Source organism: Campylobacter sputorum subsp. sputorum, from assembly GCF_008245005.1.
Classification (GTDB): domain Bacteria; phylum Campylobacterota; class Campylobacteria; order Campylobacterales; family Campylobacteraceae; genus Campylobacter_F; species Campylobacter_F sputorum.
Map to the genome: position 1 here is coordinate 1,250,351 of NZ_CP043427.1, position 15,706 is coordinate 1,266,056.

General features: G+C 30.2%; 14 protein-coding genes and 5 tRNA genes. 8 read left to right on the top strand and 11 right to left on the bottom strand.

The genetic code is table 11. The features are described from left to right. Nucleotides 1-6 precede the first annotated feature (6 nt). From tilS to panC, 3 genes are read right to left on the bottom strand one after another with little or no spacing between them, the layout of a single operon-like run. Nucleotides 7-978, bottom strand: coding sequence for a tRNA lysidine(34) synthetase TilS (gene tilS / locus CSPT_RS06335; protein ID WP_309543844.1), 972 nt, complete (start codon nt 976-978; stop codon nt 7-9). Beyond that, entirely contained in the window at nt 971-2,278 is a 1,308-nt protein-coding gene (gene rimO, locus CSPT_RS06340; RefSeq protein WP_089183335.1) for a 30S ribosomal protein S12 methylthiotransferase RimO, read from the bottom strand. Before rimO ends, tilS begins: the two co-directional genes overlap by 8 nt. 2 nt (nt 2,279-2,280) lie before the next feature. Further along, the gene (gene panC / locus CSPT_RS06345) at nt 2,281-3,102 is read right to left on the bottom strand and encodes a pantoate--beta-alanine ligase (protein WP_089182817.1); all 822 of its coding nucleotides are present in this window, start codon (nt 3,100-3,102) and stop codon (nt 2,281-2,283) included. Nucleotides 3,103-3,291: 189 nt separating this feature from the next. Here panC and CSPT_RS06350 point away from each other — a divergent pair, with 189 nt between their 5' ends. Together CSPT_RS06350 and CSPT_RS06355 are read left to right on the top strand one after the other, a co-directional pair. Next, nucleotides 3,292-4,473, top strand: coding sequence for a NifS family cysteine desulfurase (locus CSPT_RS06350; RefSeq protein WP_089182818.1), 1,182 nt, complete (start codon nt 3,292-3,294; stop codon nt 4,471-4,473). A gap of 15 nt (nt 4,474-4,488) precedes the next feature. Then, a complete protein-coding gene (locus CSPT_RS06355; RefSeq protein WP_089182819.1) occupies nt 4,489-5,481 on the top strand; it encodes an iron-sulfur cluster assembly scaffold protein in 993 nt (330 codons plus the stop codon). Nucleotides 5,482-5,622: 141 nt separating this feature from the next. On the opposite strand, the gene CSPT_RS06360 is transcribed toward CSPT_RS06355, so the two are convergent. From CSPT_RS06360 to accB, 8 genes are all read right to left on the bottom strand, one after another. Next, the gene (locus tag CSPT_RS06360; RefSeq protein ID WP_089182820.1) at nt 5,623-5,922 is read right to left on the bottom strand and encodes a hypothetical protein; all 300 of its coding nucleotides are present in this window, start codon (nt 5,920-5,922) and stop codon (nt 5,623-5,625) included. 707 nt (nt 5,923-6,629) lie between these two features. After that, nucleotides 6,630-6,714: transfer RNA gene (locus CSPT_RS06365), tRNA-Leu, on the bottom strand. A gap of 10 nt (nt 6,715-6,724) precedes the next feature. Next, nucleotides 6,725-6,801, bottom strand: a tRNA-Arg gene (locus tag CSPT_RS06370). A gap of 13 nt (nt 6,802-6,814) precedes the next feature. Next, nucleotides 6,815-6,891, bottom strand: a tRNA-Arg gene (locus CSPT_RS06375). 9 nt (nt 6,892-6,900) lie between these two features. Then, nucleotides 6,901-6,976, bottom strand: a tRNA-His gene (locus CSPT_RS06380). Nucleotides 6,977-6,983: 7 nt separating this feature from the next. Continuing rightward, nucleotides 6,984-7,061 (bottom strand) — tRNA-Pro (locus tag CSPT_RS06385). Between the two features lie 116 nt (nt 7,062-7,177). Continuing rightward, nucleotides 7,178-8,512 (bottom strand): acetyl-CoA carboxylase biotin carboxylase subunit, encoded by a 1,335-nt coding sequence (locus CSPT_RS06390; RefSeq protein WP_089182821.1) that lies wholly within the window; start codon nt 8,510-8,512, stop codon nt 7,178-7,180. Then, nucleotides 8,512-8,967 (bottom strand): acetyl-CoA carboxylase biotin carboxyl carrier protein, encoded by a 456-nt coding sequence (gene accB / locus CSPT_RS06395; RefSeq protein ID WP_089182822.1) that lies wholly within the window; start codon nt 8,965-8,967, stop codon nt 8,512-8,514. Before accB ends, CSPT_RS06390 begins: the two co-directional genes overlap by 1 nt. Before the next feature lie 135 nt (nt 8,968-9,102). Between accB and dcd the strand changes: the two genes are divergently transcribed. From dcd to CSPT_RS06425, 6 genes are all read left to right on the top strand, one after another. Continuing rightward, nucleotides 9,103-9,672 carry a dCTP deaminase gene (gene dcd, locus CSPT_RS06400; RefSeq protein WP_089182823.1) on the top strand — a complete coding sequence of 190 codons (570 nt, stop codon included), beginning with the start codon at nt 9,103-9,105 and terminating at the stop codon, nt 9,670-9,672. A 2-nt stretch (nt 9,673-9,674) separates the two neighbouring features. After that, nucleotides 9,675-10,661 carry a UDP-N-acetylglucosamine 4,6-dehydratase (inverting) gene (gene pseB, locus CSPT_RS06405; protein WP_089182824.1) on the top strand — a complete coding sequence of 329 codons (987 nt, stop codon included), beginning with the start codon at nt 9,675-9,677 and terminating at the stop codon, nt 10,659-10,661. Further along, nucleotides 10,658-11,779, top strand: coding sequence for a UDP-4-amino-4,6-dideoxy-N-acetyl-beta-L-altrosamine transaminase (gene pseC, locus CSPT_RS06410; RefSeq protein ID WP_089183337.1), 1,122 nt, complete (start codon nt 10,658-10,660; stop codon nt 11,777-11,779). The genes pseB and pseC overlap by 4 nt, the downstream gene beginning before the upstream one ends. Nucleotides 11,780-11,881: 102 nt before the next feature. After that, nucleotides 11,882-13,960: a type I DNA topoisomerase gene (topA, locus tag CSPT_RS06415; protein WP_089182825.1), complete on the top strand. Its 2,079-nt coding sequence runs from the start codon at nt 11,882-11,884 to the stop codon at nt 13,958-13,960. Further along, complete coding sequence (locus CSPT_RS06420; RefSeq protein WP_089182826.1) at nt 13,953-14,474, top strand: metallophosphoesterase family protein; 522 nt, start codon at nt 13,953-13,955, stop codon at nt 14,472-14,474. The genes topA and CSPT_RS06420 overlap by 8 nt, the downstream gene beginning before the upstream one ends. Beyond that, the gene (locus CSPT_RS06425; protein ID WP_089182827.1) at nt 14,474-15,631 is read left to right on the top strand and encodes a cation:proton antiporter; all 1,158 of its coding nucleotides are present in this window, start codon (nt 14,474-14,476) and stop codon (nt 15,629-15,631) included. Before CSPT_RS06420 ends, CSPT_RS06425 begins: the two co-directional genes overlap by 1 nt. Nucleotides 15,632-15,706: the final 75 nt, after the last annotated feature.

The window sequence follows — 15,706 nt, forward strand, 5'->3', positions numbered from 1 at the left end:
AAGATTTTATAGAAAATTTTTTAAATTGTTTGGATTTATTTCTTTAGCAAATAAATAAGGTCTTATTTTACTTGGCACTCTTAAAACTCTGCAAATCTCTTTAAATTTTTTATCCATTTTAACACTTAAAAAAGGGCAGATAAAAATGTATTTTTCATTTTTGCATATTGCAAATTTACCTCCTATAACGCAACTTTGAGTTATGTTTTTCCTTTGATTTTCACTAATTACATAACCAAGTTTTTTTAAACATTTATCAATTCCTCTTAAAAAACACTCATCATTTTTTATTATAAAAAGATCATATTTTCTAAAAACAAGCTCACTTTTTAAATTTTTTGCATCATTTTGTAATATACAAAAACTTTTTTTTAATCCATTTGCATAAAGTTTTATAAACTCATCACTAAATTTTGATCTGATAAAATTTCTTTTAAATTTAACATTATCATTAGAACTATCATGAAAAAAATGTATATTATTGTCTTTTAAAAAGTTCAAAATTTCTTGTTTTGACACATCCAAAAGCGGTCTTATGATATTAAAATGCTCTTTTTTATCTATCTTTTGCATACCAAGAAGCTCATTTAATCCAGCACCTTTGCTAAATTGCATTAAAAACCACTCAAATTTATCGTTTAATTGATGAGCTGTTATGATATTTTTATAACCAAATTTAAGTGCAAGTTCTTCGAAAAAATTCCATCTTATATCTCTGGCGTGTTTTTCGAAATTTGAACTACTTTGCAAATCAAGTTTTACAACTTTTATAAATATTTTTTTATTAAATTTATCCGCCAACTCTCTTGCAGAGTTTTCTTCTTCATCGCTTTGTTTTCTGGTTTTGTAATTTACAAAAGCAAGATCAAAATTTATACTAGCATTTTCTAATATATAAAAAAGTGCTGTGCTATCACTGCCGTGAGAAAATGCGAGTAAATTTTTTTCATTTTTTAAGATATCTATATTTTTAAGCAATATCCAAAATTTCCCCAATTAACTTATCATTTGTAGCATCAGTTATTTTACATTTATAAACTTTGCCTGTTTGCAAATTTTTAAGAGTACTATCATTTATCAAAATTTCGCCATCTATGTCTTTATCCCAGATAACATTTTTAGCACCATAAAACATCTCGCCTTCGCTACTTACACCATTTATTTCACACAAAATTTCTTTGCCAATTTCATTTTTGAAATTTTGTGAAATGATATTATTGACTATTTTTTCAATTTTATTTAATCTTTTTACAATTATATTGTTTGGAATTTGCTCCATACTAAAAGAATTTGTATCTTCTTCTTTAGAGTAAGCAAAAACCGAAATTCTATCAAATTTAAACTCACTTAAAAACTCGCACAACTCATCAAAATCACTCTGTTTTTCGCCAGGATGCCCTACTATAATGCCAGTTCTTAAAAAAGAATTTTTGGCACTACTCATCAAATTTAAAAGTTCTTTTATGCGAGTTTTGTTTGCACCTCTTTTCATTATTTTAAGCATATCATCGCTAATATGCTGTATAGGCATATCAAAGTAATTTACAAATACATTAGAAGATATTATGCGTTTTATGAGAGCATCGCTTGTCGTGGTTGGATAAAGATAGAGTATCCTTGCAAATCTTACGCCATCTATTTTCTCAATTCTATCTATAAGCTCGATAAGTCCATCACTAACGCCATTATCTTTATTAAAACTGCTGGTATCTTGAGCTATAAAACTAAAATCATAATACCCATTTTCACAAAGCTCTTTAACTTCATTTACTATATCATCTAAACTACGACTTTTTAGCTTGCCTTTAAAAGTAGGTATAGCACAAAAACTACATTTTTGATTACATCCTTCTGATATCTTTATATAAGCATGGAAATTTGAGCCACTGATAACTCTTTTTTCATTTTTTTGTAAGTAAGTTTTTGGACTAAAAATGCTCTGCTTTTTTAAAATAATCTCATCAATCTTATCATAATCCCCAACCCCGCTAAATATATCAACCTCAGGAAGCTCTCTCATAAGATCTTCTTTGTAACGCTGCATCAAACATCCAGTTACAACTAAAACTGAGTTTTCTTTTTTATGACTAGCAAGCTCTAAAATAGTATTAATACTCTCTTCTTTTGCACTATTTATAAAACCACATGTATTTACTATCATAACATCAGCTTGGCTTGGATCTTGAGTAAGTTCGTAATTTTTTAATCTTCCAAGCATTATTTCGCTATCAACTAAATTTTTATTGCACCCCAAAGAAACAAGATAAAGTTTTGACATTTTTATAACCAAATGTTATCTATAAGACGAGTTTGACCAATATAAACAGCAACCAAGATTATCGTATTTCCAAGTTCTATTTTTTGAACCTCAGCTAAGTTTTTATCAGTTATAGCAACATAATCAACTTTTAATGGTTCTAAAATCTGAAGCATTTGAGTTTTTATATTTTGTGAATTTAACTCGCCTTGTTGTATTAAATTTGTAGCTTTTACTAATGAGCGAGAAAGCTTAAGAGCCATACAAAGCTCATCATCATTTAAATACGTATTTCTTGAACTAAGCGCAAGTCCATCGTTTGCACGAATTATATCACAAGGAATTATGTTAATATCCATAAAAAAAGTTTTTACCATATTTTGAACTATTATGAGCTGCTGTGTGTCTTTTTTACCAAAATAGGCATTTTTTGGTTTTATAAGATTAAAAAATTTATTAAGCACTCTTAAAACACCATCAAAATGCCCTGGTCTTGTTTTTCCCTCCAAGATAGTTGATAAATGCTCCGGTGCTTTTATAAGTGGTTCATTTTCAAAATACATCTCGTTTTTATTTGGCATAAAAACTACGCTAACTCCAAGCATTTCACAAATTTTTATATCCGCTTCTTCTTTTTTGGGATATTTATCAAAATCCTCTTCTGGCAAAAACTGAGCCGGATTTACAAATATAGAAACTATACTAACTTCATTTTCACTCACACACTTTTTTATAAGACTGACATGTCCGTCATGCAAAGCACCCATTGTAGGCACTAAACCTATGTTTCTACTAGATGTTTCAAGAAATTCTTGCAACTCTTTGATAGTTTTTATAACAATCATAAATATCTCTTTTTGTATTAAATTTAAGCCGTATTATAACAAATTATAATTTTAAAAATATAAAGAATAATTTATTTTAAACATTTTTAAATTATTTACATCTTTTTAAACTAAAATTTAGTAAATTTGATATAATATCCTCTGTAAAAAAGGATAAAAATTATCCTAAATAAAAAAGGAATAAAAAATATGAAAGTATATTTGGATAACAATGCAACAACTATGCTAGATCCTGAGGCTTATGAAGCCATGAAACCTTTCTTGGAAGAAAATGGTTTTTATGGTAATCCAAACTCTCTTCATAGCTTTGGAACTAATACCCACAAAGCTCTTAGAAAAGCTATGGATCAGCTATATTCTGGTATAAATGCAAAAGATAGTGATGACATAGTAGTAACAAGTTGTGCAACAGAGAGCATAAACTGGGTTATAAAAGGTATTTATTTTGATAAAATTTTTGATAATGACAAAAATAGCATTATCACAAGCTCAGTAGAACATCCTGCTGTTTTAGCTGCCTGTAAATTCTTAGAATCTCTTGGTGTAGATATAATTGAGCTTCCAGTAGATAATCAAGGATTAGTAAATCCAAATGATTTAAAAGATGCAATAACTGATAAAACAGCGCTTGTTAGCATAATGTGGGCAAATAATGAAACAGGAATGATTTTTCCCATAAAAGAACTTGCGCAAATAGCTCATGAAAGAGGTGTTTTATTTCACGCAGATGCAACTCAAGCTGTGGGAAAATTAAAAGTAGATGTAAGAGATGTGGATGTTGATTTTATGAGCTTTTCAGCACATAAATTTCATGGACCAAAAGGAATTGGCGGACTTTATATAAAAGATGGCATAAAACTCACACCACTTCTTCATGGTGGAGAACATATGGGCGGTAGAAGAAGCGGAACTTTAAATGTAGCAGGCATAGTAGCCATGGGACAAGCTCTTGAAAACTGCAATAAATTTATAGATTTTGAAAACTCGCATGTTAGGAAACTAAGAGATACACTAGAAGATGCACTTCTTAAAATAAGTGATGTTACGGTTGTTGGAAATAGAGATAAAAGGGTTCCAAATACCATACTAGCTTCTATAAAAGGTGCTGAAGGAGAGGCAATGCTTTGGGATTTAAATCAAGCAGGAATTGGTGCTTCAACTGGTTCAGCTTGTGCAAGTGTAACCCTTGAGAGTAACCCAATCATGGAAGCAATAGGTGCTGATAAAGAGTTAGCCCATACGGCTCTAAGGCTATCTTTAAGTAGATTTAACACACTTGAAGAGATAGAATATGCCATAGAGCATATCACAAAAGCGATTCATAGACTAAGAGGGATTTCATCCACATTCGCTTATAATATAAAAAAATAATTTAAGGAAAATAAAATGGCAAAAAATCAACTTATCGGTGGCTCTATCTGGGAAGAGTATTCTAAAAAAGTTCAAGATAGGATGAATAATCCCAAATTTATGGGGGAAATTACACAAGAAGAAGCAAACAAAAAAGGCTATAAACTTATCATAGCCGACTTTGGAGCTGAGAGCTGTGGCGATGCAGTGAGGCTTTATTGGCTTGTTGATGAAAAGACAGATAAAATAATGGATTCAAAATTTAAAAGCTTTGGATGTGGCACTGCTATAGCAAGTAGCGATACAATGGCTGAACTTTGCATAGGAAAAACCGTAGATGAAGCTGTAAAGATAACAAATATTGATGTTGAAAAGGCTATGCGTGATGATCCAAATACTCCAGCCGTTCCACCTCAAAAAATGCACTGCTCTGTTATGGCATATGATGTCATAAAAGCTGCTGCTGCACAGTATAAAGGCGTAGATCCGGAGCATTTTGAAGATGAAATAATAGTATGTGAATGTGCTAGAGTAAGTCTTGGAACTATAAAAGAAGTTATAAGATTAAATGATTTAAAAACAGTTGAGGAGATAACTCAATTTACAAAAGCTGGTGCATTTTGTAAAAGCTGTGTAAAGCATGGAGGACATGAAAAAAGAGAGTATCACTTGGTAGATATTTTGACACAAACAAGAGCTGAAATGCAAAAAGAACAGCTACAAGCTATCGCTGATGCAAAAGTAAGTGGCGGTACAAATGATATGAGCTTTGAAGAGCTAAATACTATTGGTAAATTTAAAGCCATAGAAAGCGTGATAGATGATGAAATACGCCCAATGTTGCAGTTTGATGGCGGAAATTTAGAAATACTTGATGTAAAAACCGAAAATGATGGAAAAACAGACATTTATATAAGATATCTTGGTGCTTGTAGCGGATGTGCAAGCGGAACAAGCGGAACACTTTATGCGATAGAAAATGTATTGCAAGAAAATTTAAGTCCAAATATAAGAGTTTATCCTGTTTAATTGTGCTAAATTTTATAAATTTAGTGCCTTTTGCTTAAAATTCTAACCTAAATTTTGGTTAGAATTTTAATAAGTATTTAACAACAATTACTAATCCAAAAATCACATTTTTAAAATACAAAATTTAAGCCATTTAATAACTTAAATTAATATTTCTTTTAATTTATTTATAAATAATTCTTTACGCTTTTCATAAAACTCATCAAAATTTTCTAAACTCAAATCAATATTTGGTATAAATTTAGATTTCAAAAAACTATTTCTAAAAATTTCATCTTTGTTTTTGCACTCTATTTCTAAAGACTTATTGTTTTTTGACATGTTTTCATTTGCGTAATATATGCTAAAACACAAATCCTTATTTTTAGGCTTAATTATTTTTTCATAATCTTTATAGCTTGATACTGAATGCAAATAATCTTTATGAAAAATATTTTTCATATCTAAATTCGTATCCATATAAGCGTAGCAGTTTTTAAATTTTCTTCTTTCGTCATTTAAAATTTTAGCTTCATTTAACTCATCATCTAAATTAAGCTTAAAAAATTTCAGTCAAAATTTTAACTAAACCAAAACTATCATATAAAAAATCATAATGCTCTTTATATAAAAACTCATCTAAACTTTTTGCTCGTGTAATTTTGAAATAGAGTTTTTGAATTTAAAAAAATTATGGTACCCTAAATTTCTAGATAAATTTTGCTTATCAGCCTTTTTAAATTTAAATTACCGATACCGTTTTTTATAATTTTGTAAGTTCAATAAATTCTTAAATATACTTTTATTTCTGAATTTAAAGAATTAATTTTAGAGATTATGCTCAAAATAGAAAAATTTATGCCATATTATCTCATTTATGCAAAATTCCATATTAAATCATTTTCTATAATTCTATCGCTTGATTTTACCGATAATACTTTGTAGTTTTTTTAAAATTATAATAGTATCAGTGTAGTGAATATCTTGTAAAACTATGATAGTTACTATAATTTATCAATCTTTAAAATATATAATATTTAACTATAACAATCTATTATTATAAATTTTGTAATATCAAAACAAAGAATTGCATAATAATTATTTAAATTTAGTTGTAGTTTATATAGAAATTAAAATATAGCAAAATAAAATATGTGATAAAAAATAAATGGTGCGGATGAAAGGACTTGAACCTTCACGCCGTGAGGCACCAGATCCTAAGTCTGGCGTGTCTGCCAATTTCACCACATCCGCACAATTTAAATGGTACGCTCAAGAGGATTCGAACCTCTGGCCTACGCCTTAGAAGGGCGTTGCTCTATCCAGCTGAGCTATGAGCGCTTAAAAACAATGGTGGTACGCTCGAAAGGAATCGAACCTTCAACCTACAGATCCGAAGTCTGTTGCTCTATCCAGTTGAGCCACGAGCGCCAATGAAAGTGGGGTGAATTGTGGGGATCGAACCCACGACCCTCAGGACCACAATCTGATGCTCTACCAACTGAGCTAAACTCACCATAAAATGGTCGGGGTGAAAGGATTCGAACCTTCGGCCCTCTGGTCCCAAACCAGATGCGCTAACCAGACTGCGCTACACCCCGCTACAATCATAAAAATTGCAAAAACGAAATGTTATTTTAACTAAAAAAATTTATAAAGTCAAGAAAAAATAGTAAATTTATAAATTTTCTTGACTTTAATCAATAAATATCAAATATTAATGCTTTGATAGATAATTTGTATCATATTTATTGTTAATAAAATCAAGATTATCCATCATAGTTCTATGAAAATCTTTTGTTGTTTTAATCCCTTGTATCACAAGTTCATCCAAAGCAACTCTCATTTTTGCTATTGCTCTATTTCTATCTTTTTCATATACAATTAATTTTCCAATCATAGAATCATAATAAGGAAGAACGCTATAACCTTCATAAATATAACTATCCATCCTTACATTTCTACCACCTGGTGCTATATATTTTATAATTTTACCAGGATTTGGAACAAAACTTTTTGGATCTTCTGCGGTTATTCTGCACTCTAATGCATGTCCGCTAAGATTTATCTCATCTTGAGATAATAGCTTTTCGCCCTCAGCTATGCGTATCATCCACTCTATAAGATCAAGCCCACTTACCATTTCACTTACGCAGTGTTCAACTTGAAGTCTCGTATTCATCTCTATAAAATAAAACTCTTTACTTTTTTGATCATATAAAAACTCAAAAGTTCCAGCCCCGCAATATCCTATAGCTTTAGTGGCTGTTATAGCTGTTTGATGAAGTTTTTTTCTAGTTGTTTCATCTAGCAAAGATGCGGGGCTTTCTTCTATAAGTTTTTGATGGCGACGCTGCATAGAGCAGTCTCTTTCTCCTATATGAACTGCATTTCCATGTTCGTCTGCTAAAATTTGAACTTCAATATGCCTTGGATTTGAAATATATTTTTCCATATACATACTTCCATCGCCAAATGCACTCATAGCTTCACTTTCTGCTGCCCAAAAATTCTTTTCTAAATCCTCTTCTTTTTCAACTACACGCATTCCGCGTCCACCACCGCCAGCTGCAGCTTTTAATATCACAGGATAGCCTATTTCTTTTGCTAATTTTTTTGCAACACTCATATCAGTTATTTCACCATCACTACCTGGAACTACCGGTACTCCAGCTCTTTGCATAACTTGTTTTGCTTTGCTTTTATCGCTCATTAAAGACATCGCTTCAACGCTAGGTCCTATAAATTTTATATTATGTTTTTGGCAAATTTCAACAAAATTTTGATTTTCACTTAAAAATCCATATCCCGGAAATATAGCATCAGCCTCACTTATCTCTGCTGCACTTAAAATAGCTGGGATATTTAGATAGCTATCACTACTTCTTGGAGCCCCTATACATATACTTGCATCAGCGTATTTTACATAAAGTGCATCTTTATCAGCTGTTGAATGCACAACGATAGCTTCTTTACCCATTTCTTGGATAGTTCTAAGAGCTCTAAGTGCTATTTCTCCACGATTTGCTATAAGTATTCTTTTGATTTTCATTATAATTTCTCCACTGTAAATAGTGGCATTCCAAACTCAACAGGCTGTCCATCAGCTACTAAAATTTCAGTTATTTTGCAATCAAATTCAGCTTCTATCTCATTCATTATTTTCATAGCTTCTACTATGCCTATAACATCATCTTTTCTAACACTTTGACCAATTTTTACAAATGGTGCCGCACCAGGACTTGGAGCTATATAAAATGTTCCAACCATCGGCGAATTAATGGTATCTTTTGATACTCCTTTTTCTGAGATTGCATTTGATGGAGCAATTTGCATTGGAGTTGGTTGTTGTGGAGATTGTATTATAGTTGTAGATGTTGGACAACATTGATTTTCATTTGGCATTTTTTCTAATTCTATTTCAAAATCATCTCTTTTAATCTTTACTCTACCTATATTTATACTCTCAAAAAATTTCATCAACTCTTCTATCTCTTCTTTTTTCATTAAATGTCTCCTAAATAAATTTAATTTTATTGTATCTAAATTTTATACATATTTAAATAAAGTGGTATTATAACATATAATTTTTATTTAATTTTACTTAAATTTTGATATAATCATAAAATACAAAGGAAAAATATGGGTTTAAAAAGCGATAAATGGATAAGAGAACAAAGTTTAAAACATAATATGATTGAGCCTTTTTGTGAGCAAAATGTTGGCATAGGCGTCGTAAGTTATGGGCTTTCAAGTTATGGATATGATATAAGAGTAGCAAGGGAATTTAAAATTTTTACAAATATTGGCGGAACTGTTGTAGATCCAAAAAATTTTGATGAAAAAAATGTAGTTGATTTTGTTGGAGATATTTGCATAGTTCCACCAAACTCATTTGCTCTTGCAAGAACCGTTGAATATTTTAATATGCCAAAAGATGTCCTAGCAATTTGCCTTGGGAAAAGCACATATGCAAGATGTGGAATAATAGTCAATGTTACTCCATTTGAACCAGGTTTTAAAGGGCATATAACTATAGAAATATCAAATACAACTCCACTTCCAGCTAAAATTTATGCAAACGAAGGTATTGCACAAGTTCTGTTTTTGCAAGGTGATGAAAAGTGCGAAATAAGCTATGATGATAAAAAAGGCAAATACCAAAATCAAACTGGCATAACTCTTCCTAAAATACTAAAAAATAAGGGGTAAAAATGTTTGATGGCAAGTCTATTTTAATAACTGGTGGTACAGGAACATTTGGTGTTAAATTTACAGAAATTTTACTAAACAAATATAAACCCAAAAAAATTATTATTTACTCAAGAGATGAACAAAAACATTATGAAATGTCTCAAATATTTAAAGATTCTTGTATGAGATATTTTATTGGGGATGTTAGGGATGTAAATAGACTAAAAACTGCCATGAATGATGTTGATTTTGTTATACACGCAGCTGCTATGAAACATGTTCCCATAGCAGAATACAACCCGATGGAATGCATAAAAACAAATATAATGGGTGCTCAAAATGTGATAGATGCTAGCTTAGAATGTGGTGTTAAAAAAGTCATAGCACTCTCAACAGATAAAGCATCAAATCCTATAAATTTATACGGAGCAACCAAACTCGCAAGTGATAAACTTTTCACAGCAGCAAACAATATAGTAGGAAACAAAAAAACTCAATATAGCGTAGTAAGATATGGAAATGTAATAGCATCAAAAGGCTCAGTTGTACCACTTTTTAAAAAACTTATAGCAAATGGTGCAAAAGAACTACCAGTAACAGATGAACATATGACAAGATTTTGGATAACTCTTGAAGAAGGTGTAAATTTTGTAATCAAAAATTTTTATAGGATGAAAGGTGGAGAAATTTTTGTTCCAAAAATTCCATCTATGAAAATAATAGATTTAGCAAAAACTATGGCTCCAAATTTGAAAATAAAAATTATAGGCATAAGACCAGGAGAAAAATTGCACGAAGCAATGATATCAAGAGATGATTCACATCTTGTGCTTGAATTTGATGACCATTATGTTATACAACCATCCATAGATACTTTTAGAAAAGTAGATTTTAGCACAAACGAACTAAAAGAAAAAGGCAAAAGAGTTAAAATAGGCTTTGATTACACATCTAATACAAATGAAAAATGGCTTACCAAAGAAGAACTTTTGAAAATAATAAAATGATACCATATAGCAGACAATTAATAGATGGAAACGACATTAGTGCTGTTTTGGATGCATTAAAAGATGACATAATAACATGTGGGCGAAGAGTTGATGAGTTTGAAAAAGCAATATGTGATTATATAGGCGTTAAATACGCAGTTGTAATGAACTCAGCGACTTCTGCACTGCATGTGGGATATCTATGTCTTGGACTAAAAAAAGGCGATGAAATTATAACAACTCCTATAACATTTGCAGCTACTTCAAATGCAGCTTTAATGTGTGGCGGAGATGTAAAATTTTGCGATATTAAATTTGATGGAAATATAGATGAAAATAAGATAGAAAATTTAATATCTCCAAAAACAAAAGTTATAACTCCTGTTGATTTTGGTGGAAATGTTGTAGAAATGGATAAAATACTAGATATTGCCAAAAAATACAATATAAAAGTATTAGATGATGCTTCTCATGCTTTTGGTAGCCAAATCAATGGTAATAAAGTTGGCTCAAAAGCAGATATAACCATTTTTAGTTTTCATGCTATAAAACCAATAACTACTTTTGAAGGTGGATGTCTTTGTACAAATGATGAAAATATCGCAAACTTAGCAAGATTATATAGAAGTCATGGTATAAGCAAAAAACAAGCTTGGAATAGCGAAATGAATCTGCTTGGATATAACTATAGACTAAGTGATGTCGCATGTGCTCTTGGGCTTTCGCAGCTTAAAAAGCTTGATAGTATGCTTCAAAAAAGAGAAAATATTGCTAAATTTTATGATGAAAAATTTGAAAATTCTAAGTTTTTCACCACTATAAAAATACCTCAAAACAAAAAATCCACAAGACATCTTTATCCAATTTTACTAAATCAAAACTTATGGTGTCAAAAACAAGATATTTATGAAGAACTTCACAAAGCCGGTATTGGTGTGCAGGTACATTATAAGCCAACTTATGAGTTTGATTTTTATAAAAAAAGATATGGCGAGATAAAGCTTAAAAATGCAGATGAGTTTTATAAATCTGAACTTAGCATTCCATGCCATCAAATGATGAGTATGAATGATGCTAAATTTGTAGCTTCTAAAATTTATGAAATTTTATCAAAATATAAAGATTGCCTTATTTAAAATAGCTTATAACAGCTACTAAATCGGCTTTTATGTCTTAAATTTAAGCTACTTTCTTGTAGAATAAGCCCCATTACAAATTTAGTCTAAAAGGTTTAAATAATGAAAAATTTAATAATCGTAGAATCTCCAGCAAAAGCAAAAACGATAAAAAATTTTTTAGGGAAAGATTACGAAGTTATAGCCTCAAAAGGGCATATTAGAGATCTTCCAAAAACAACCTTTGGCATAAAAATAGAAGAAAATAAATTTACACCAGAATACAAAATAAGCAAAGATCACTCGGCACTTGTTAAAGATATAAAAGAGTTATCAAAAAAAGCAGATAACATTTATCTTGCAACCGACGAAGATAGAGAGGGTGAAGCCATAGCCTTTCATATAGCAAATGCTATAGGCAAAGACCCGCAAAGTTTGCCAAGAATAGTTTTTCACGAAATTACAAAAAATGCTATAAATGAAGCGATAAAAAATCCTAGACATATAGATATGGATAGCGTAAACGCACAGCAAGCAAGAAGACTTCTTGATAGGATAGTTGGATACAAACTAAGTCCTCTTTTAAATCAAAAAATTCAAAAGGGTCTAAGCGCAGGAAGAGTTCAAAGTGCCACTCTTAAACTAATTGTGGATAGAGAAAGAGAAATTAAAGCCTTTAAACCGATAACATACTATGAAATTCAAACTAAATTTAAAAAAGATTTAGAAGCTGAGCTTGTCAAATTTGAAAACGAAAAGATAGAAAAACTTACCATACAAAGCGAAGCAAAAGCAAAATATATCGTAAATACAATAAAAGAAGAGAAATTTAACATAACCGACATTTCCACAAAAGAAAGAAAAATTTCTCCACAACCGCCTTTTATGACATCAACTCTTCAACAAAGTGCTAGCTCATCCCTAGGTTTTAGCCCTAAAAAAACTATGATGATAGCTCAAAATTTATATGAAGGCGTTCAAACTGATAGTGGATTTCACGGCGTTATTACTTATATGAGAACAGACTCACTAAATATAGCAAAAGAAGCAATTGCAATGGCAAGAAAGCATATCAAAAATAATTATGATGAAAAATATCTTCCAAGCAAGGCAAATATTTATACAACAAAAGCAAAAGGAGCACAAGAAGCTCACGAGGCTATAAGACCGACAAATACGGATTTTACGCCTCAAATTGCAGAAAAGTACCTTGATAAAGATGCGTTAAAACTCTATACTCTTATATACAATAAATTTTTAGCATCTCAAATGACATCCGCTATTTTTGAAAACGCAACAGTTATAATTTCTTCAAAAAAGACTGAGTTTAAGCTAAGTGGTAGAAAACTGCTTTTTGATGGATTTTACAAAATTTATGGAGATCTAGATAAAGATAAAATTTTGCCAAATTTAAATCTTAATGACGAAATGATAATACAAAATATAAAAGATGAAAAAAAACAAACAGAGCCACCTGCAAGATATTCTGAAGCTGGGCTTATCAAAAAACTTGAAGCGCTTGGTATCGGAAGACCTTCAACTTACGCACCAACCATATCACTTTTAACTTCAAGAAATTATGTAAATATAGAAAAAAAACAGCTCGTACCAACAGAAATTGCATTTAGCATAACAGAAGTTTTAGAAGAACATTTTAAAAACATAGTAGATAGCGAATTTACATCAAAAATGGAAACCAAACTAGATGAAATTGCCGAAGAAAAAAGCGATTGGCAGCAAATTTTATCTGATTTTTATTACCCTTTTATGGATAGCATTGAAAAAGGAAAAACTAATATAAAAAGTAGAAAAATAGCCATACCTATAAACGAAAAATGCCCTGAATGCGGAGGGGAATTAGTAAAAAGAAAAGGCAGATATGGCGAGTTTATAGCTTGTTTGAATTTTCCAAAATGCAAATATTCAAGAAATTTAAAAAACGATACACAGCCTAAAAAAGAACCGCAAAAGATAGGAGTATCTTGTCCAAAATGTGGTGGCGATATAGTTGTAAGAATATCAAAAAGAGGTAAATTTTTTGGGTGCTCGAACTACCCAAATTGTAATTTTATAAGCAAATACGAACCTACAAATGAAATTTGCCCACAATGCGGCAAAGCAAATTTAGTCATAAAAGAACTAAAAAGCGGTAAATTTGAGCAGTGTCCAGAATGTAAATTTAAAAGAGAGATGAATGGCTAAAATAGGGATAATATCGGATTCTCATAAAAGAAGCGATATCGCACTTGAAGCTATAGATATCTTAAAATCTCAAAAAGTAGATATTTTGATACACGCAGGAGATATAGTGGAACTTGATACATTAAAACACCTTAGAAATTCTCATATTCCGTATGTTGCTGTTCTTGGAAATAATGATGAATCATTAAAAAAATATCAAAATGAATTTTATCTTTACGAAGAGCCATATAAATTTAAGTTTAAAAATCTCACAATTAATCTTATGCACTACCCAATGTATCTAACAAAAGATACAAATATAAATATTTATGGGCATACACACTATTTTACAGCTTTTGTAACGCAAAATATACTTTATTTAAATTCAGGTGAAATTTGTGCTAGAAAAAAACCTTTACATGAATTTGCACTCGTTGAATGCGATGAGAAGTTAAATTTTAAAGTATTTAAATTTCAAAAAGACATAAAAAGCAAAGACTGGACAAAAACAGAATTTTTTCTAGGTGAAGATTAATGTTTGAGTTTGGAATTACAACACTACTACTTCTTTTAACGCTGGCTTTTATAATAATTTCATCTCCGTTTTTTTCTAAAATTTCAAAAATGCCAATAGCTTCAGTTGAAATAATTCTTGGGGCTATAGCTGGATATTTTGGACTTATAAATGATAATGATATGCTAAAACTTGTAGCAAATGTTGGCTTTTACTTTTTAATGTTTTTAGCAGGAAGTGAAGTAAATTTAAAAGTATTTTTAAATGCCGATAAAGATATATTAAAAAAGACTTTTGCATATCTTTTTATACTATATGTAATTTCTGTAACCACAACTTTTGGATTTAATCTTAATATACTTTTTTTAATCATACTTCCTATAATGAGTGTTGGACTTTTATCTACTTTATATAAAGACTATGGCAAAAACGAAGAGTGGCTAAATATATCAATGCTAATTGGCTCCATCGGAGAAATAATTTCTATAGCTCTTTTGACATTTTTAAGTTCTTATTTAGAATTTGGAATGGGAATACAGCTGTATTCAAGCATAGGTTATTTGATAGCATTTTTACTTTTATGTGTTGCTATTTATAAATTTACAGATGTGTTGTTTTGGTGGTTTCCAAAAATAAAAGTTATATTAATGCCACAAAATGACAAAGAAGAGCAAGACATAAGGCTTTGTATGGCTCTATTTTTTAGCATAATTTCCGTGATGTTGTGGTTAAAAATGGAAATAGCATTTGGTGCATTTGTAGCCGGCATTTTTATAGCAACATTTTTTGATCACAAAAAAGATCTCACTCAAAAGCTATCTAGCGTTGGATATGGCTTTTTAGTTCCTGTATTTTTTATACATCTTGGCTCAACTTTTAAATTAGAATCATTGTTATCGGTAGATATTGTAGAATATGCAATAATAGTATCAATTGCTCTAATTATGTTACGATTTGTATCATCTATAGCATTTTTTAAATTTATAGGTTTTAAAAATAGTATATTGATATCTTTTTCTCACTCAATGCCGCTAACACTGCTTGTAGCAACTGCTACTATAGGCTATAAATCAAAATATATAAACTATGATGAATATTCCGGACTTATCTTAGCAAGCTTACTTAGTGCCATAATAGCCCTTAATGCAATCAAGCTAATAATGTCTTATAAAAAATAGTATAAATTTTAAAATTAATAATTTATCATTAACTTTAATAGTTATTTTTTTGATACAATAACTTAAAAAATGAAT